This window comes from Tenacibaculum sp. 1_MG-2023 (genome assembly GCF_030547425.1).
Lineage (GTDB): Bacteria > Bacteroidota > Bacteroidia > Flavobacteriales > Flavobacteriaceae > Polaribacter.
The window spans coordinates 20,625-37,529 of the sequence record NZ_JAUORH010000016.1; the positions used below are offsets into that span (position 1 = coordinate 20,625).

Here is a 16,905-nt window from a genome sequence, read left to right on the forward strand (position 1 = left end):
CTTAATTATTCAAATTATATTCAATTCTAGCTATTAAATCATTGTAGTGATTTTGAGTAGCCTTGTCCCCTTTCTTTCTTTTTCTTTTTAATAATTTTAAGATTCTTTCTAATTCAGCTCTCTTGTTTGAACCTACGTCTGATACCCTTGGTATATAAGAGAAATGTACATTTTTGAAGTTCTTACTTTTTAAGTTTGTTTCTTTAGTTTTCTTTAATAATATATTTCTATCTACTGTTAATACATCCACGTAATTTTTCTGGGTCATACGATCAAACATATCTATAGGTTTGTTATTAATCGTTTTCTTAAAAATAGCCTCGAAAAGTTCATTGAATAAGTACTCTTCTGTAAACACATCATTTTTGTCTGAAGCCAGTACTTTGTTCTCAATAATTCGCATTAATCTATCTGTTTCGATTAAACGATAAATCATATTTGTTTGATAAGCACGGTGCATGGAAATTGGAGAGTAAAAACGTTCACCATCAGGAGCGTCTCTTACTGGATATACTTTGTGTATAAGATCTGGAGCAAACAACCATTTTTGTGGTAAAATTGTTTCTTTTATGATATAATCGAGTGCTTCTTTTTGTATTTTGGTTGGTACTGGAACGAAAGTGTTTTTACCATCTCCATGTATTGTGTTATTTATATATATACCCCCTATGTTTGCCATTACATGTCCGCTGTATAGTTGCCATTGATCAATCACCGCTTTATAAAGCTTTGCTGCCTTATAATAATCTTCTCCTTCTTCATACGTCCATTTAATAATGTTTGGAACTATTCTTCTTAAGTTCTCTAATCCATACTCACTTGCTTTCACAGCGTTATCACCTAAATCTTCACTTTGAGACCTTGGATCTATAATATTTCTTTGTTGAGGACCATAGAAATATAATGGATCATTTTCATGTTTTCTTATCCACTGGTTTAGTATTGGTAATTCTTCATGAGGTGTTTTTCCTTCTAACCAACGGTACCCCCAATTAATAGCATACTTGTCATACACTCCAATTTTCGGACTAATTTCGGTTACATTATCACCTGGTTGAGCTACATAATTATAACGAGCGTAATCCATTATAGATGGTGCAGTCCCTCCCATTTTCTTAGTAAAACTAGCTGATCTTAATGAATCTACGGGGTAACTAAATGATGCTCCCATGTTATGTTTTAATCCAAAAGTGTGCCCTACTTCATGAGATGATACAAATTTAATAGACTCCCCCATTATTTCATCTGAAAAAACATTAGCTCTTGCTTCTAGGTTTATAGGTCCTGTTTGAACACGAATCCATTGGTGTAGACCTTTCATTAAATTATGCCACCAAATGATATCTGACTCTAAAATCTCTCCACTTCTAGGGTCTACTATTGAAGGTCCCATAGCATTTTGCCTTTCTGAAGCCACGTAGGTAATTACCGAATAACGAACATCGTCAATATCAAAATCTTTATCTTCTTTGGTAACTTGTTTGACAACTACTGCGTTTTTAAAACCAGCCTGTTCGAAAGCTTTATTCCAATCATAAACTCCATTTTCAATATATGATATCCATTTTTTTGGAGTTGCAGGATCTATATAATATACTATTTGTTTTTTAGGAATCACTAACTCTCCTTTTTTATATCTTTCGATATCTTCTTTTTTGGGTTCAAGCCTCCAGCGCGTAATTAATTCTCGATGTTCTACTTCATGCTGACTATCAGAATAATAATCCATAGGTTTACTAAAATACCCTATTCTTTTATCTCCAAAACGTGGTTTCATTATATTTGTTGGTAACAAAACTATATTGGTTGTAACTCCAATTGATTGCTGTAAAACTGGTCTGTTACCTTCTTTTACAGAAGTAGTAAAAAGCGATTTTACTACAATATTTTTAGAAAAAGTTTTTAACTCATCTATTTTAGATAGTTTTGTTTTTACACTTAGTAGTAAACCTAGATTAGAAAATAAATCATTAAAGCTCTTATCTTCGCCATTAAAAATTCTATTTACCTTTATAAACGCAGATGTTTTTTTCTCATTTTCCGACTCTATTTTAAAACCTTCTATAATAGACTCTCCAAAATTATTACGTACTGAACGAGTTATTGCATTATTTTTTGGAGAAGTTACTCTTGGATTAATTGTTTTTACCCACACTTTATTTAATAAGGTATCTTTATAAAACCTAATTAATTTAGTTTCATAGGCCATACCCTTGTTCAATCCGTACCCATTAAATTCATAAGGAACTTGAGATATTTTATTTACTATTAAAAAATCTTTTGAAAGCAATGAATCTGGGATTTCAAAGTAGATGTCTTCTTTTAATCTGTAAATATTAAACAGTCCCTCTTTTTTGTTTCCCTCTTTTTGTAATTTCTTGTACGAAACTTTACTAGTACTTTTAATAGTATCTGTTTTTTCTTCTTCTTTCTTTTGTGCTGCTACCATTGTGGTAAAAAACACCAAGAATAAACTAAGTACTTTTAAATTAATGTTCTTCATTTGAGAATGCCCCTTCATAAATTATGTTGTTATTAAGAAGAAACCAAATGTAGAAATGAAGATGTTTGATTAAAACTAAATGAGAGTGAAGTTACTTTATAAAGGAGTGAATTTTATTATTTTGACAACAAAGGCATATAACATTTAAAATCTTCATTAAAAACCTCTGTCTTAAATGATTTTACGTTATAAAATGCGTAGAAATTACTTAAATACCCTAAGCCTACGCTATAACTTGCTTCTTTCTTATTTTTTCTTGGATTATAATTGTTACTTACTATTATCTGGTCTTCTTCAATTAAAACTTTAATAAAAAGAGGATTTTTTTTTGTTATTTCATTATGTTTAATAGCATTCTCAACCAATGTTTCTAATGCTAAAAAAGGAATTTTTTTTGATAAAGCTTTTCCTCCACTATGATCTACAACAGATAGATTTATACTATTACTAAATCTGATTTTTTGCAAAAAGAAATATTGCTCTAAAAAATATAACTCTTCTTTTACCGTTGCTAAATTAGCTTCTCTTTCTTTTAATAAGTACCTATAAACTTCAGATAGTTTTAGTACAAACTGTTGAGATGTTGTTTTATCTAAACCTATTAGAACATGTAAAGAATTTAACGTGTTGAATAGAAAATGAGGGTTTAATTTTTTTCGCAACTGACTTAACTGTAATCGTGCATTTTTTTGTTGATATTGTTCGTTACTTATAGCCAATCGTTTTCTTTCTTGCTCGTACTGAAGCGTTTTTAAATATTGATTCCTTAGCTGATTTCTAGAAAAAGCAAATATCAACATAAAGGTTAACAATGCTAACAAACTCATCCACAGTAAATATTGTTTAATATCGTTAACAGATTCTCTAATTGAAATATTTAAAGGGAAACTTGTTATTAAAATTAACTCAGAGTTACCTACTTGTAACACATCATAATATCTTACCACTTCTAGGTTTAAATACTCTGATTTTACTGTTACTTTTATTGGCTTATTATTTTTAAATTCACTACTCTTCGTTTTTTTAATTATGTTTTGGGGTGAAATAGTATTAAAAAATGTCTTTTCATATTTTCCTATGTAATTAGTATCTGGATGCAACACACAAACACCTGTTTTATCTGTTACAATAACATACCCTCCATAAACACTATATTTTTGTGAAAAATAACTCCAATATTTTAACAAATTAATACTGTAGCCATATACTATTGTAGTATCATCTGGTTGTTTGCTTATAATAATTTTTTGATAGTATGTAGTATTGTTTAATGTTAAAACAACCTCAAAGACTTGACTCTCTTTTTTTAATTTTCTAATTCTATGTAGCGTTTCTTCTTCAAATTTTTTTTCTCCTAAAAAAGAAGTATATATAATCTCATTTTCTTTAAAAAAATAAATAAAACTTACATCAATCATTTCCTCAGAAAAAGCTAGCTCACTATTAAAAATCAACCTATTTTTAAGTTGATCTCTCTTTAAAACAGTACTATTTTCTAAAATATTTTTTGCTCCTGAAATAAACTTATCAAACTCGTTAAAATCAAATTGCAGTACCCCTCTCTTCTCTCTTAGGTTTTGGGTTGTTGCTTCTTCTACTAACCTCTCTGCTTCTGACGTAATTTTATTTGTTATTAATTCGTATCCAATAAAAAATAACATTATTAACGATACACTTACCAGCAGGTAGTATTGATGTTTTCTTTTTTTTAATGGAAACTTCATAAGAACTAATTATCCAACCATTTTTTAAACTCTTTAATTCTTTGAGCACTCACTAAAAGCATCTCTTCTACATTTAAGTTTGGTTGTAATTCTATTTTTATACGATTATTACTGTATTTTGATATGTTATTAATCGCTGAATGCTGTAAAATATATTTCCTATTAATCTTGAAAAAGTATTTTTCAGATAGCTCTTCTTCTAAACTAGAAATTGTTCCGTCATAAAGATAACTTTCGTTATCAAAAGTAAATAAGAACAAGTATTTTCCCTGTGCCATAAAATAAGCTACATCTTCTCGTTTTATAGAAATAGATAAATTTCCTTTTGACACCAAAAAGCGTTCTTTTTCTTTTTGATGCTGTATTTTGCTATTCATTTGCAATAGTAATTGCTCTAGTTTGTCAGTGTACCCTTTATTCTCATTAAGATTTATATATTTTTCTATCGCTTTGTTAAGTAACTCTTCACTATAAGGCTTTAATAAGTAGTCTATAGCAAAAAACTGAAAAGACTTGATTGCATACTCGTCAAAAGCTGTTGTAAAAATAATAGGAATTGAAATTTTTAAATTCTCAAAAATCTCAAAACTATAACCATCACCAAGGTGAATATCACTTAAAATTAAATCACAAGTGTTTTCTTTAAGCCAAAGAATTGAATCTTCAACACTTTCCAATCGCTTTTTTACAGAAATTGGATAAGGACTTTTCAGCAATAAGTTTTCTAAAGAAGTTGCTGCTAAATCTTCATCTTCAATTATTACTACATCTAATATTTTCATTTACTTTATAGAGATTTAAGAGGGTTCTCCAAAAGTATTAAATTATTTTTATCTTTAACTAAAGGTTATGTTTATGTTAATTTATAAAACAAATAGCGTTTTTTTTTGTTTGACTATCACATTGTATTTTATTAATTTAGCTACGAAAAGTAATACCTACACTTAGGTAAACACCTTTGTTATGAGTATTGAAAAAGAAAAATAGTATGTCAGGAAAACCAGTCGCTGTTTTAGGAAGTAATCATCAATGCCCAATGTGTAGTGGATCAACACCACATGTTGGAGGCCCTATTACCAAAGGAGAATCAAATGTTTTAGTAAACGGAAAACCTGTGGCAACCATAGGAAGTGCTTGTACCTGTTCTGGCCCTCCAGATGTAGTTGTTACAGGAGCTCCTAACATTCTTGTTAATGGAAAACCCGTAGCTGCTGTTGGAGATATGACAGCACATGGTGGAGTTATAATTTCTGGAGAAACCAATGTTATTATTAGCAGCGGTACAATTACACCACCTAAAGTAGCTGCTTCAATTGAACATATTCCTTTTCCTACAATTACCATTAAAGATCGTTTAGGAGCTTCCGTTACTGGGAATAGTAAAAAACTAAAAGAAGCTGAAAAAAATCAAGAAAAGATAAAAAAACTAGCAGAAGAAACTCAAGAAGAAAAAAGAGAAATTACCCTTACAACAACCTATCCTCTTGATGAATTAAATGAATATGCCAAACAATTTGGAGCTTCTTTTTTTATGTATGCTATGCAAGCTATTTTTGGAGAATCTGCACAAGGAAAAGACCTCCCTTTGCATGCTTTTGATTATTTATATAGAGATTTAAGTGAGCAAAAGGTAGAAATGCCTGAAATAAAAATACATACCGGTAAACACCCAGAAGCAAAATACAAGTCTAGTGAAAATACAATATGGATTGCTCAATACCTTATTATAAAAGCTACAGAAGAAAAAGATATTGAAGCCATGGGAAAACTGTTTCATGCTATAATGGAAGAGTTTGGCCATTTTATTGATTGGCAATTACGAAATCATTACACTACACTTGGGGGCGATGCAAAGCTGGATGAAGGTGCCATTTTTGGCTACTGTTTAACCACATTTAATATTTTTGAAGAAGATACCATTAATTTTGGTACTGCTACTGTTGATGGTACTACCTATAAGTTAAAAATAGAACTTACCGAAATTAAGCAACAAATAAACGAGCTTGTAACCCAAGAACGCATTAAAAGAGATGAACAACAAGATGACGAAGAATACTTCTCGGCAGGTAAAAAAACACTAAAACAAGCAGGTGGGTTTACGCATTATGGTATTGAACGAATACTTTTTGAAAATCAAATAGTTAAAAACGAAACAGATTTAAACTACATCTACTTAGGAAATTTATTAAGAGATTGGTCGCAATTAATTACTCCTAGTACCGAACGTTATACAAAAGACCAAAAAGACTGTATCGCCGAATCGCTTGGGCTTACAAACGAAGAAAAGAAAACCTTTTTTGGGTTAGAATTTTTAAACCCCATTAAACTTTCTAGAAAACACCTGTCTTTTGTTATAGAGCTTATTGCCTGCCACGAATTGGTTGGTGATGAGTTAAAAAAAGAACAAATTGGCTCGGGTAGTGGTGATAAATGGATTGATGTAAACCCTAAAAAAGTTACAGACACCGTTGCTGAAGCAACTAGCGATAGCGCTTCCATTAAACAGTGGATTGTAAGTAAAAGTGAAGACTTAGGTATAAAAGCAATTAAGTTTTCTGCAGAATATTATATCTTCAATAAATATTTTCCTAAAATTACCTCAGACTTAATTGGGGTATATCGCCCTGAAGAACATATTGACAACCCCATGGGTGCCTGTGTTGTTGACCTAGAAAAAAACGAGTTTCTCTATTGGCCTACTAACGTGGACCCTGGTATTAACAATCATTTTGGGATGAAAAATTACATTCGTAATTACGATCCTGAAAAAAATAAGAACGAAGCTTTTAAAACTACTGAAAACGGTGTAAAACCCCAAACACAAAAACTAACAACTGCTAGTGCTTATTTAACAACACAGTTACAAAAAAGCTTTGCAGCACATAAACAAGGAAATAAAAAACTATCCTTACTACATTTTGGTAACGCTATGCATACCATTGAAGATTATTTTGCGCACTCTAATTTTGTAGAACTATCTTTAATTAAATTAGGGTATAGTGAGGTGATTCCTTGGGTAAACCGTAACGACCCCAAAGCGAAAACTTTTAATAAAACACCACGTACGGTAGATACTTTTGATGATAGGGCTCCCTTAGAGAACTATTTTGATAGTAAAACAAAAATTGGCGACTACAATCTTGATACGCTATATACTACGTACCCAGAGGCCAAAAAACCTATTTTAAAAAATAAACATTCTTTTTTGTTTGAAAAAGGAGGCGCAGCATATGAGTTTATCTACAAAAAACTCACAATTCCTCTTAGTGGCGAATTGCATATTTTAAGAGGAGCTACCTATATAAAAGATAAAAAACGCGCAGGTGATTATATAAACCATTTACCTATAGTTACGGGTAAATTTGGTCCTTTAGACATGATTCACTCACTCTCTGACAAAATAGAAGGCATGTTTAAAACCAAATCTTTCTCTTGGAAAGATGCTATATCGTCTGAATGGGAAGGAAAACCCGTAGTACGAATTGTAGATTTATTGGTACTTACTGTTTTAACTGATTTAAAATACGCACAAGAAACAGAAGATCCTAAAAACAAAAAACACAAAGGAGTAAGTTATGCTACCATTATAGAGTTTTATGAGTACGTTATTACCTTTAGGGGCGTTGTATTAGGAGTACTAGAAAAGGCGAAAAGAGGAAAAGGTTGGGGAGCAGTAGGTGCTTGGGCGTTAATTTTTATGATCAATTCCGTAGAAAAAGCGTTACTAAATGTAGTTAAAAAAACAATACAGAATGTTATTCACGGTATAGCCATTGGCATAAGAGAAACACAAAACTTACAAAAATTAGACACCAACCCTACCCATACACAAATTGCCAAAGACGAAATGGATCACCCCCTACATCTATTAGCAGGGAATTTGGCGCGAATTGCAGTTGCTGATATTGGAAGGCAGTATGATAATCTAAAAAAAGGCAAAACTGACTTAGATAATTTCATTAACCTTTCTCAAGAATATTTATCACATCCTGCTGATGTAGACTGGATGAATGTAACCACTATGAAATGGGCAAGCAGCCATATAGGTAACATAAAAAACTCAGAAAACAAAGGCTATCTTGATGCCTTTCAAAAAAAGCACCACGAACATATTAAAAAATTAAAAGAAGTTAACCACAAAATTTTAGAAGAAATTTCAGAAGGAATAGAAGAGTTAAAAAAATTGTATGAAAAAGCAAAGGATATGGAAGAAGATTTAGAAATATCAAAAACCATAGACGAACAATTAAACAACATTAAAAAATTATTTAAGTAACTATGTACAAATATTTATCGTACCTCTTAATTATTGGACTGTTTACCCAATGCAACGGACAAACAAAAAAAAATAATATGAAAGACAACAACATAAAAAATAAACTTAAACACTTTAACAACCAACAACATCGTTTAGAGTTTAAAGAAGAAAAACTATTTTATAATGACACGCATGTAAAATTAGACCAAAATATGGCGTACTACGAAGCTGTTTTTGGTAAAGATTATACAATTAACTCAATTGACATTGTAGTTTATAATAACCTCCCCATTTCTATGAATAAAGGTATTGACGATCAAGTAGACAACATTCGTATAGAACTGTATTATTACAACCAAGAGATGCTTAATCATAAATCAGATAACGAAACTTGGGGGTTTCCTCCTAAAATTTTAGATAACGATTATATGTTAATTGATGGTGTACCTCTTAATAAAGACACCGATATTGAAACCTTTAACAGACTACTTATTGATGCTAAAAAAAGAACGTTTACACAAAAGTTTGAGGGGGTTAATGCAGTTGTTAGACAATACTACAAACCTGATAGTTATGGTGAAACCATTTCAATATCCTTTGGAGAACTATCTTCTTTAGACTACGTATCCTATAGTGATGGTTCTACCAGTTCTGATTAAAAATTAAATAGTATCCCTATGAAAAAACTTTTTATTTTCTTTTGCGCCATTATATGCACCCAGTGCAACGGACAAACCAAAGAAGTCAACAGTATAAAAAATCAACTTAAACACTTTAACAACCAACAACATCGTTTAGAATTTAAGGAGGAAAAACTATTTTATAATAACACACATGTAAAACTAGACCAAAATATGGCGTACTATGAAGCTATTTTTGGTAAAGATTATTTGGTTAACGATCGAGGTAGAATTATAGATTATAAAAACCTCCCCATTTCTATGAATAAAGGTATTGACGATCAAGTAGACAACATTCGTATAGAACTGTATTATTACAACCAAGAAATGCTTAATCATAAATCAGATAATGAAACGTGGGGGTTTCCTCCTAAAATTTTAGATAACGATTATATGTTAATTGACGGTGTACCTCTTAATAAAGACACCGATATTGAAGTTTTTAACAGAATACTGGCAAAGGCAAAAAAAAGAACGTTTACACAAAAGTTTGAAGGAGCAAATTCTGTTCAAAGAGTTATCGTTACTATTGAAAAAGGGTTTCAAGAAGGTATATATATTAACAGAGGTCAATTAAGTTCTCTTTGTTATATATCATACAGTGATGGTTCTACCAGTTCTGATTAAAAATTAAATAGTATCGCTATGAAAAAACTTTTTATTTTCTTTTGTGTCATTGTCTGCGCCCAGTGCAAAGGACAAACCAAAGAAGTCAACAGTATAAAAAATCAACTTAAACACTTTCACAATCAACAACATCGTTTAGAATTTAAAGAAGAAAAACTATTTTATAATGATACACTTGTAAAACTAGACCAAAACATGGCGTACTACGAAGCCATATTTGGAAAAGATTATTTGGTTAACGATCGAGGTAGAATTATAGATTATAAAAACCTCCCCATTTCTATGAATAAAGGTATTGACGATCAAGTAGACAACATTCGTATAGAACTGTATTATTACAACCAAGAAATGCTTAATCATAAATCAGATAATGAAACGTGGGGGTTTCCTCCTAAAATTTTAGGTAACGATTATATTTTGATTGATGGTGTGCCTCTTAATAAAGATACTGATATTGAAATCTTTAACAAAATACTTGCCAAAACAAAAAAAAGAACGTTTACACAAAAATTTGAAGGAGTTCCTGCCGTAGAAAGGGAATATTTATCTATTGAGTCTCCTTTAGAGAATATACATATATCATTTGGAGAATTATCTAATTTAGACTTTATTATGTATAGTGATGGTGCAACAACTTCTGATTAAAAAACAGCTATTAGTACTATGAAAAAACTTTTTATTTTCTTTTGTGTCATTGGGCTACTTACTCAATGCAACGGACAAACAAAAAAAAATAATATGAAAGCTAACACTATAAAAAATCAACTTAAACATTTTAACAACCAACAACATCGTTTAGAGTTTAAAGAAGAAAAACTATTTTATAATGACACGCATGTAAAATTAGACCAAAATATGGCGTACTACGAAGCTATTTTTGGTAAAGATTATATTCTTGGTGATTCATACGGAGATATAATTAAATACAACAACATTCCCATTTCCATAAACAAAGGTGCCGATGACATTATTGACAACATTCGTATTGAACTGTATTATTACAACCAAGAAATGCTTAATCATAAATCAGATAATGAAACGTGGGGGTTTCCTCCTAAAATTTTAGATAACGATTATATGTTAATTGACGGTGTACCTCTTAATAAAGACACCGATATTGAAGCTTTTAACAGACTACTTATTGATGCTAAAAAAAGAACGTTTACACAAAAGTTTGAAGGAGCAAATTCTGTTCAAAGAGTTATCGTTACTATTGAAAAAGGGTTTCAAGAAGGTATATATATTAACAGAGGTCAATTAAGTTCTCTTTGTTATATATCATACAGTGATGGTTCTACCAGCTCTAATTAAAAATTAAATAGTATCGCTATGAAAAAACTTTTTATTCTCTTTTGTGTCATTGTCTGCGCCCAGTGCAATGGGCAAGCAAAAAAAAATAATATGGAAGCTAACACTATAAAAAATCAACTTAAGCACTTTAACAACCAACAACATCGTTTAGAGTTTAAGGAAGAAAAACTATTTTATAATGATACACATGTAAAACTAGACCAAAACATGGCATATTATGAAGCTATTTTTGGGAAAGATTATATTCTTGGTGATTCATACGGAGATATAATTAAATACAACAACATTCCCATTTCCATAAACAAAGGTGCCGATGACATAATAGACAACATTCGTATTGAACTGTATTATTACAATCAAAAAATGCTCAATCATAAATCAGATAATGAAACGTGGGGGTTTCCTCCTAAAATTTTAGGTAACGATTATATGTTAATTGACGGTGTACCTCTTAATAAAGACACCGATATTGAAGCTTTTAACAGACTACTTATTGATGCTAAAAAAAGAACGTTTACACAAAAGTTTGAAGGAGCAAATTCTGTTCAAAGAGGTTATTTAGGAGATAAAAACATATACATATCATTTGGAGAATTATCTAATTTAGATTTTATTATGTATAGTGATGGTGCGACAACTTCTGATTAGAAAACATTTTGTTATGAAAAAAATTTTTATATTATTTTGCGCCATTATGTGCACCCAGTGCAACGGACAAAACAAAGAAGCTAACAGTATAAAAAATCAACTTAAACATTTTAACAACCAACAACATCGTTTAGAATTTAGAGAGGAAAAACTTTTTTACAACAACCAGCATGTAAAACTAGACCAAAATATGGCATATTACGAAGCTATTTTTGGGAAAGATTATGATACAAAGAGATACGGAACAATTATTCGTTACAAAAACCTCCCCATTTCTATGAATAAAGGTGCCGATGACATAATAGACAACATTCGTATTGAACTGTATTATTACAACCAAGAAATGCTTAATCATAAATCAGATAATGAAACGTGGGGGTTTCCTCCTAAAATTTTAGATAACGATTATATGTTAATTGACGGTGTACCTCTTAATAAAGAAACCGATATTGAAGCTTTTAACAGACTACTGGCAAAGGCAAAAAAAAGAACGTTTACACAAAAGTTTGAAGGAGCAAATTCTGTTCAAAGAGGTTATTTAGGAGATAAAAACATATACATATCATTTGGAGAATTATCTATTTTAGACTTTATTATGTATAGTGATGGTGCGACAACTTCTGATTAGAAAACATTTTGTTATGAAAAAAATTTTTATATTATTTTGCGCCATTATGTGCACCCAGTGCAACGGACAAAACAAAGAAGCTAACAGTATAAAAAATCAACTTAAACACTTTAACAACCAACAACATCGTTTAGAGTTTAAAGAAGAAAAACTTTTTTACAACAACCAGCATGTAAAACTAGACCAAAATATGGCATATTACGAAGCTATTTTTGGGAAAGATTATGATACAAAGAGATACGGAACAATTATTCGTTACAAAAACCTCCCCATTTCTATGAATAAAGGTGCCGATGACATAATAGACAACATTCATATTGAACTGTATTATTACAACCAAGAAATGCTTAATCATAAATCAGATAATGAAACGTGGGGGTTTCCTCCTAAAATTTTAGATAACGATTATATGTTAATTGACGGTGTACCTCTTAATAAAGACACCGATATTGAAGTTTTTAACAGAATACTGGCAAAGGCAAAAAAAAGAACGTTTACACAAAAGTTTGAAGGAGTTCCTGCCGTAGAAAGGGAATATTTATCTATTGAGTCTCCTTTAGAGAATATACATATATCATTTGGAGAATTATCTAATTTAGATTTTATTATGTATAGTGATGGTTCTACCAGCTCTAATTAAAAATTAAATTTACTATATAAAACCATTAAGTATGGTTGAGTCAACCATAAAAACTAAATAAATACTATGAAAATTATTAATTTACTCTTATCAATTTGTTTTGTGTCCTGCATGTCACAACAAAAACTAACTAAAGAAGAATATTTAAATGTTATAACTGTTAGTCTTATAAATAATTTTGATACTAATTTTTTAAATACTATAATTCAAGAACAAAAAACTTCTACTTCATTTAATAAAATCAATAGCACTATAGACAAAAGCTTAAAAGAACTTGAAAGCCTAGAGGATATAAAAAATGATTTTGGTCTTAAGCATAAAAGCATTCAAATACTTTTATCTTTTAAAAAATTTGTAAAAGAAAGTCAGCTATTGATTTCGAAAATAGAACAACAGAATAATGAATCTATGTCTGATGTCAATACAGACAGTATTAACACAGAAATTAACAAGCTAGGTGAAAGTTTCTCTGAATCCAAAATATTGATTGACGATTTTTTAGAAATGATGAACAAATACGAAGATTTTAATCAAAAAGTTTTAAAATTCTGTAAATTTCATAAAGTAAAAATACCAGATTATGTACGAAACTAAAATATTTTACTACAACACATAACACTGTCCAAAAAAGAATGAAGCTTTAAAAATGATATAGTTATATTTTTAAAGAGTAGTAGTACAGTTATAAAAGATAAATTACAACACTCGCTTTGCTTTAATAAAAGCACGTTTCCAATAGTTTTCGTGTAGTGAAGTTACAATTACCCCTCGTGATGTAGTTGAGTGTATAAAACGAATATCTCCATTATCTACAGAAGTTACCAACCCTACATGATTTACTCTTCCTCTTTTTCTTGAGGTTTTAAAAAATAACAAATCTCCTCTTTGAACTTCTCGTAAAGAAATATTTTCTCCTTGTACATACATTTGATGAGACGTTCTTGCGATAGGCATGTTTCGTTGCTTAAACGAAGTAAAAATCAATCCTGAACAATCCATTCCTCTTTTTGTCATTCCTCCAAAACGATATGGCACACCTTTATAAGTAACTGCTGTCCATACTATTTTATCTGCAACTGTAACTTTACTTGACGATTTAGTTGTTGCTAAATGTGTCTTTTTCTTAACTTTTGCTACTTTTTTTGTTCTTGTTTGGTATGTATTACTTACATTTTTTGATGACCCACAAGAAATCATTAAAAATGATACTATACATATAAATAAGATTTTTTTTATCATGCTATTCTTTACTTTTTAATCCAGCAACAATCGACTTCGCTGTTTTTTCGGAGGCTCCTTTACCTCCTAATTTTTGCTCCAAATCAAAGTATGACAAAAATAATTTCTGACGATGCTCTGATTCTAAAATACGTGTTAATTCGTGCTCTAAATTCTCTTTGGTAAAATCATTTTGTATCAACTCTTTTACCACTTCTCTATCCATTATTAAATTTACTAACGATATATATTTTAATGTTATTATTCGCTTAGCTATTTGATAAGAAATATTACTTCCTTTATAGCACACTACCTGAGGCACTTTAAACAAAGCTGTTTCTAAAGTTGCTGTACCTGAAGCCACTAAAGCAGCATGTGAAACACTTAACAAATCATAAGTCTTATTATTGATGAATTTCACATTCATATCTCCAATAATTTCTTTGTAAAACTCATACGATTGACTTGGTGCTCCTGCCACTACAAACTGATACTGTGGAAAATCTTTTACCAATGAAAGCATTACCGATAGCATTTTTGTTATTTCCTGCTTTCTACTTCCTGGTAACAGTGCTATCACCTCTTTATGACCCAAGTTGTGTTCTTTTCTAAACTTTTCGATAGAAACTTGTTCCCTTCCTGCAATTCCATCAATTAAAGGATGCCCTACAAAACGAACATTATAACCATGTTTTTTGTAAAACTCTTTTTCAAACGGAAGAATAACAAACATTTGATCAATGTCTCGCTTAATATCTTTTACTCTGCCCACTCTACTTGCCCAAACTTGAGGTGAAATATAATAATTGGTTCTAAAACCTTGTTTTTTTGCCCACTTAGCTATACGAAGGTTAAAACCTGAGTTATCAATAAAAATTATTACATCAGGGTTAAATTGAGTAATATCTTTTTTACAAAAAGAAATCATTCCTAAAATCTTTCGTAAATTCATCAACACCTCAACAAAGCCCATAAAAGCACGCTCTTTGTAATGCTTAACAAGTGTACCGCCAACTTCTTGCATTAAGTCACCTCCCCAAAAACGAATATCAGCTTTCGGGTCTTCTTTTAACAAAGCCTTCATCAAATTAGCCCCGTGTAAATCACCCGAAGCTTCACCAACAAGAATGTAATATTTCATGTGATTAGAATTAAAAAAACTTTAAATATGCTGTTAATAAAGCCACAGCTATTGTAGTTATTAATACTCCTCTTGCCCTGTAATCTTGTTTCTTCTTTAAAAATACCCAAAAAACAAATAAGTTAGGTATTGCTGCTAGTGCTATTACAGACCCTAATACTCCTCCTTCTCTTATTTTTGCTATCGTTTCTGAAATACTTAGTTCAGAAATATACTCTAAGTAGATAAAAAAACCACAAGTAGTTGCCAATAATGAGACTAAAATCCCAATCAATAATTCTTTTTTTATATGTCCCATGTGTGTAATTTTTGAATTGCATGGTGAGCTGTCATATCAAATTGAACTGGCACTAAGGATATAAATCCATTTTCTAGCGCCCAAATATCAGTATCTTGTCCTTTATCTCTATTAATAAACTCTCCAGAAAGCCAATAGTACTCTTTACCAAATGGACTTTTGCGCTTATCAAACGTTTCCTTCCAGTAACCATTCGCTTGTCTACAAATACGAACTCCTTTAATTTCGTCTTCTTTTAACTTCGGAATGTTTACATTTAAAATTACACCATCTGGTAATCCGTTTAATAAAACATTCAACGCTATTTTTTCTATAAACTTACGTGCAGCTCTAAAATCAGCATGCCAATCAAAATCTAACAACGAAAAACCTATTGCAGGAATTCCTTCAATTCCTGCCTCTACTGCAGCACTCATTGTCCCTGAATAAATAACATTAATTGATGAGTTTGCTCCATGATTAATTCCTGAAACACATAAATCGGGTGTACGGTTTAAAATCTCATTCTTTGCCATTTTAACACAATCTGCCGGTGTACCAGAACAACTGTACTCTATTTGTGGACCTTCATCAATGGTAATAGGATTACAATGTAACACATTATTTACCGTAATAGCATGCCCCATTCCACTTTGTGGACTATCAGGAGCTACCACTACTACATCCCCTATTTTATTCATAATTTCAATCAACATACGAATACCAGGAGCTGTAATTCCGTCATCGTTCGTAACTAAAATCAAAGGTCTATCTTGCATAGTAAGTAAGTTTTACAACAAATGTAACATAAAAATTGGATTCTTTTTTTAACATTTTGTAAAGACAAATTGGTTCATTTTATGTGTAAAATTGTGGTAATCAAACCCAAGCATTATGGTACGGATTATTGTTTATATAACTATTTTTATAATTTCTTCTTTTTTTTCAATCATTTCAGCACAAAACGTCCCCACAATACCATGTAACGAAATAGATTATACCCAATTTGATTTTTGGGTCGAAAATGGGAATATTTATAACACTGAAGGAGAATTAATTGGTAATAACAACGTTATAAAAATGCCAAATGCTTGTGCTGTTCAAAAAAATTGGAACTCAAAAACATTTAAAAGAAAAGGAATTAGTTACAATTATTACAATAAATTTACATGGACAAAAAATTAAGATGGTTCTGTAACTCAAGTTTAGAGTTTTCTTAATAAAGATGATAAAAAGATTAAAGAAGTTTT

17 protein-coding genes are annotated in these 16,905 nt (G+C 30.6%); 10 read left to right on the plus strand and 7 right to left on the minus strand.

All coding sequences use genetic code 11. The features are described from left to right. Window position 1: 1 nt before the first annotated feature. The 3 genes from Q4517_RS11445 to Q4517_RS11455 form a co-directional block, all read right to left on the minus strand. Window positions 2-2,521, minus strand: coding sequence for a zinc-dependent metalloprotease (locus Q4517_RS11445; RefSeq protein ID WP_303509402.1), 2,520 nt, complete (start codon window positions 2,519-2,521; stop codon window positions 2-4). A gap of 98 nt (window positions 2,522-2,619) precedes the next feature. After that, entirely contained in the window at window positions 2,620-4,227 is a 1,608-nt protein-coding gene (locus Q4517_RS11450) for a sensor histidine kinase (protein WP_303509404.1), read from the minus strand. A gap of 5 nt (window positions 4,228-4,232) precedes the next feature. Further along, window positions 4,233-5,009, minus strand: a complete 777-nt coding sequence (locus Q4517_RS11455; protein WP_303509406.1) for a LytTR family DNA-binding domain-containing protein — start codon at window positions 5,007-5,009, stop codon at window positions 4,233-4,235. Between the two features lie 206 nt (window positions 5,010-5,215). Here Q4517_RS11455 and Q4517_RS11460 point away from each other — a divergent pair, with 206 nt between their 5' ends. The 9 genes from Q4517_RS11460 (at window position 5,216) to Q4517_RS11500 (ending at window position 13,613) form a co-directional block, all read left to right on the plus strand. Continuing rightward, a complete protein-coding gene (locus Q4517_RS11460) occupies window positions 5,216-8,503 on the plus strand; it encodes an HET-C-related protein (protein ID WP_303509408.1) in 3,288 nt (1,095 codons plus the stop codon). Window positions 8,504-8,580: 77 nt separating this feature from the next. Then, window positions 8,581-9,144: a hypothetical protein gene (locus Q4517_RS11465; RefSeq protein WP_303509411.1), complete on the plus strand. Its 564-nt coding sequence runs from the start codon at window positions 8,581-8,583 to the stop codon at window positions 9,142-9,144. A gap of 18 nt (window positions 9,145-9,162) precedes the next feature. After that, complete coding sequence (locus Q4517_RS11470) at window positions 9,163-9,792, plus strand: hypothetical protein (RefSeq protein ID WP_303509414.1); 630 nt, start codon at window positions 9,163-9,165, stop codon at window positions 9,790-9,792. 18 nt (window positions 9,793-9,810) lie between these two features. Then, window positions 9,811-10,437, plus strand: coding sequence for a hypothetical protein (locus Q4517_RS11475; RefSeq protein WP_303509417.1), 627 nt, complete (start codon window positions 9,811-9,813; stop codon window positions 10,435-10,437). Between the two features lie 93 nt (window positions 10,438-10,530). Beyond that, on the plus strand, window positions 10,531-11,103 hold the full coding sequence (locus Q4517_RS11480) for a hypothetical protein (RefSeq protein ID WP_303509420.1): 573 nt from the start codon (window positions 10,531-10,533) through the stop codon (window positions 11,101-11,103). A gap of 90 nt (window positions 11,104-11,193) precedes the next feature. Then, complete coding sequence (locus tag Q4517_RS11485) at window positions 11,194-11,751, plus strand: hypothetical protein (RefSeq protein WP_303509422.1); 558 nt, start codon at window positions 11,194-11,196, stop codon at window positions 11,749-11,751. A gap of 13 nt (window positions 11,752-11,764) precedes the next feature. Further along, window positions 11,765-12,379, plus strand: a complete 615-nt coding sequence (locus Q4517_RS11490) for a hypothetical protein (protein WP_303509425.1) — start codon at window positions 11,765-11,767, stop codon at window positions 12,377-12,379. A 13-nt stretch (window positions 12,380-12,392) separates the two neighbouring features. Further along, entirely contained in the window at window positions 12,393-13,019 is a 627-nt protein-coding gene (locus Q4517_RS11495) for a hypothetical protein (protein ID WP_303509427.1), read from the plus strand. Window positions 13,020-13,085: 66 nt separating this feature from the next. Then, on the plus strand, window positions 13,086-13,613 hold the full coding sequence (locus Q4517_RS11500) for a hypothetical protein (protein WP_303509430.1): 528 nt from the start codon (window positions 13,086-13,088) through the stop codon (window positions 13,611-13,613). 102 nt (window positions 13,614-13,715) lie between these two features. On the opposite strand, the gene Q4517_RS11505 is transcribed toward Q4517_RS11500, so the two are convergent. From Q4517_RS11505 to surE, 4 genes are read right to left on the minus strand one after another with little or no spacing between them, the layout of a single operon-like run. Further along, window positions 13,716-14,258 (minus strand): C40 family peptidase, encoded by a 543-nt coding sequence (locus Q4517_RS11505; protein ID WP_303509431.1) that lies wholly within the window; start codon window positions 14,256-14,258, stop codon window positions 13,716-13,718. A gap of 1 nt (window position 14,259) precedes the next feature. Further along, window positions 14,260-15,378 carry a lipid-A-disaccharide synthase gene (gene lpxB / locus Q4517_RS11510; RefSeq protein WP_303509433.1) on the minus strand — a complete coding sequence of 373 codons (1,119 nt, stop codon included), beginning with the start codon at window positions 15,376-15,378 and terminating at the stop codon, window positions 14,260-14,262. A 10-nt stretch (window positions 15,379-15,388) separates the two neighbouring features. Then, entirely contained in the window at window positions 15,389-15,676 is a 288-nt protein-coding gene (locus tag Q4517_RS11515; RefSeq protein WP_115901696.1) for a hypothetical protein, read from the minus strand. After that, on the minus strand, window positions 15,664-16,434 hold the full coding sequence (surE, locus tag Q4517_RS11520) for a 5'/3'-nucleotidase SurE (RefSeq protein WP_303509437.1): 771 nt from the start codon (window positions 16,432-16,434) through the stop codon (window positions 15,664-15,666). Before surE ends, Q4517_RS11515 begins: the two co-directional genes overlap by 13 nt. A gap of 115 nt (window positions 16,435-16,549) precedes the next feature. On the opposite strand from surE, the gene Q4517_RS11525 reads away from it, so the two are divergent. Then, the gene (locus Q4517_RS11525) at window positions 16,550-16,840 is read left to right on the plus strand and encodes a hypothetical protein (RefSeq protein ID WP_303509439.1); all 291 of its coding nucleotides are present in this window, start codon (window positions 16,550-16,552) and stop codon (window positions 16,838-16,840) included. Window positions 16,841-16,905: the final 65 nt, after the last annotated feature.

What these genes read in the sequence shown, in the direction of transcription:
- Q4517_RS11465 (WP_303509411.1), top strand. Translation starts at nt 8,581, where the DNA reads ATGAAAGACAACAACATAAAAAATAAACTTAAACACTTTAACAACCAA.
- Q4517_RS11475 (WP_303509417.1), top strand. Translation starts at nt 9,811, where the DNA reads ATGAAAAAACTTTTTATTTTCTTTTGTGTCATTGTCTGCGCCCAGTGC.
- Q4517_RS11480 (WP_303509420.1), top strand. Translation starts at nt 10,531, where the DNA reads ATGAAAGCTAACACTATAAAAAATCAACTTAAACATTTTAACAACCAA.
- Q4517_RS11495 (WP_303509427.1), top strand. Translation starts at nt 12,393, where the DNA reads ATGAAAAAAATTTTTATATTATTTTGCGCCATTATGTGCACCCAGTGC.
- Q4517_RS11460 (WP_303509408.1), top strand. Translation starts at nt 5,216, where the DNA reads ATGTCAGGAAAACCAGTCGCTGTTTTAGGAAGTAATCATCAATGCCCA.
- Q4517_RS11525 (WP_303509439.1), top strand. Translation starts at nt 16,550, where the DNA reads ATGGTACGGATTATTGTTTATATAACTATTTTTATAATTTCTTCTTTT.
- Q4517_RS11485 (WP_303509422.1), top strand. Translation starts at nt 11,194, where the DNA reads ATGGAAGCTAACACTATAAAAAATCAACTTAAGCACTTTAACAACCAA.
- Q4517_RS11505 (WP_303509431.1), bottom strand. Translation starts at nt 14,258, where the DNA reads ATGATAAAAAAAATCTTATTTATATGTATAGTATCATTTTTAATGATT.
- surE (WP_303509437.1), bottom strand. Translation starts at nt 16,434, where the DNA reads ATGCAAGATAGACCTTTGATTTTAGTTACGAACGATGACGGAATTACA.
- Q4517_RS11470 (WP_303509414.1), top strand. Translation starts at nt 9,163, where the DNA reads ATGAAAAAACTTTTTATTTTCTTTTGCGCCATTATATGCACCCAGTGC.
- Q4517_RS11515 (WP_115901696.1), bottom strand. Translation starts at nt 15,676, where the DNA reads ATGGGACATATAAAAAAAGAATTATTGATTGGGATTTTAGTCTCATTA.
- Q4517_RS11500 (WP_303509430.1), top strand. Translation starts at nt 13,086, where the DNA reads ATGAAAATTATTAATTTACTCTTATCAATTTGTTTTGTGTCCTGCATG.
- Q4517_RS11490 (WP_303509425.1), top strand. Translation starts at nt 11,765, where the DNA reads ATGAAAAAAATTTTTATATTATTTTGCGCCATTATGTGCACCCAGTGC.
- Q4517_RS11455 (WP_303509406.1), bottom strand. Translation starts at nt 5,009, where the DNA reads ATGAAAATATTAGATGTAGTAATAATTGAAGATGAAGATTTAGCAGCA.
- Q4517_RS11445 (WP_303509402.1), bottom strand. Translation starts at nt 2,521, where the DNA reads ATGAAGGGGCATTCTCAAATGAAGAACATTAATTTAAAAGTACTTAGT.
- lpxB (WP_303509433.1), bottom strand. Translation starts at nt 15,378, where the DNA reads ATGAAATATTACATTCTTGTTGGTGAAGCTTCGGGTGATTTACACGGG.
- Q4517_RS11450 (WP_303509404.1), bottom strand. Translation starts at nt 4,227, where the DNA reads ATGAAGTTTCCATTAAAAAAAAGAAAACATCAATACTACCTGCTGGTA.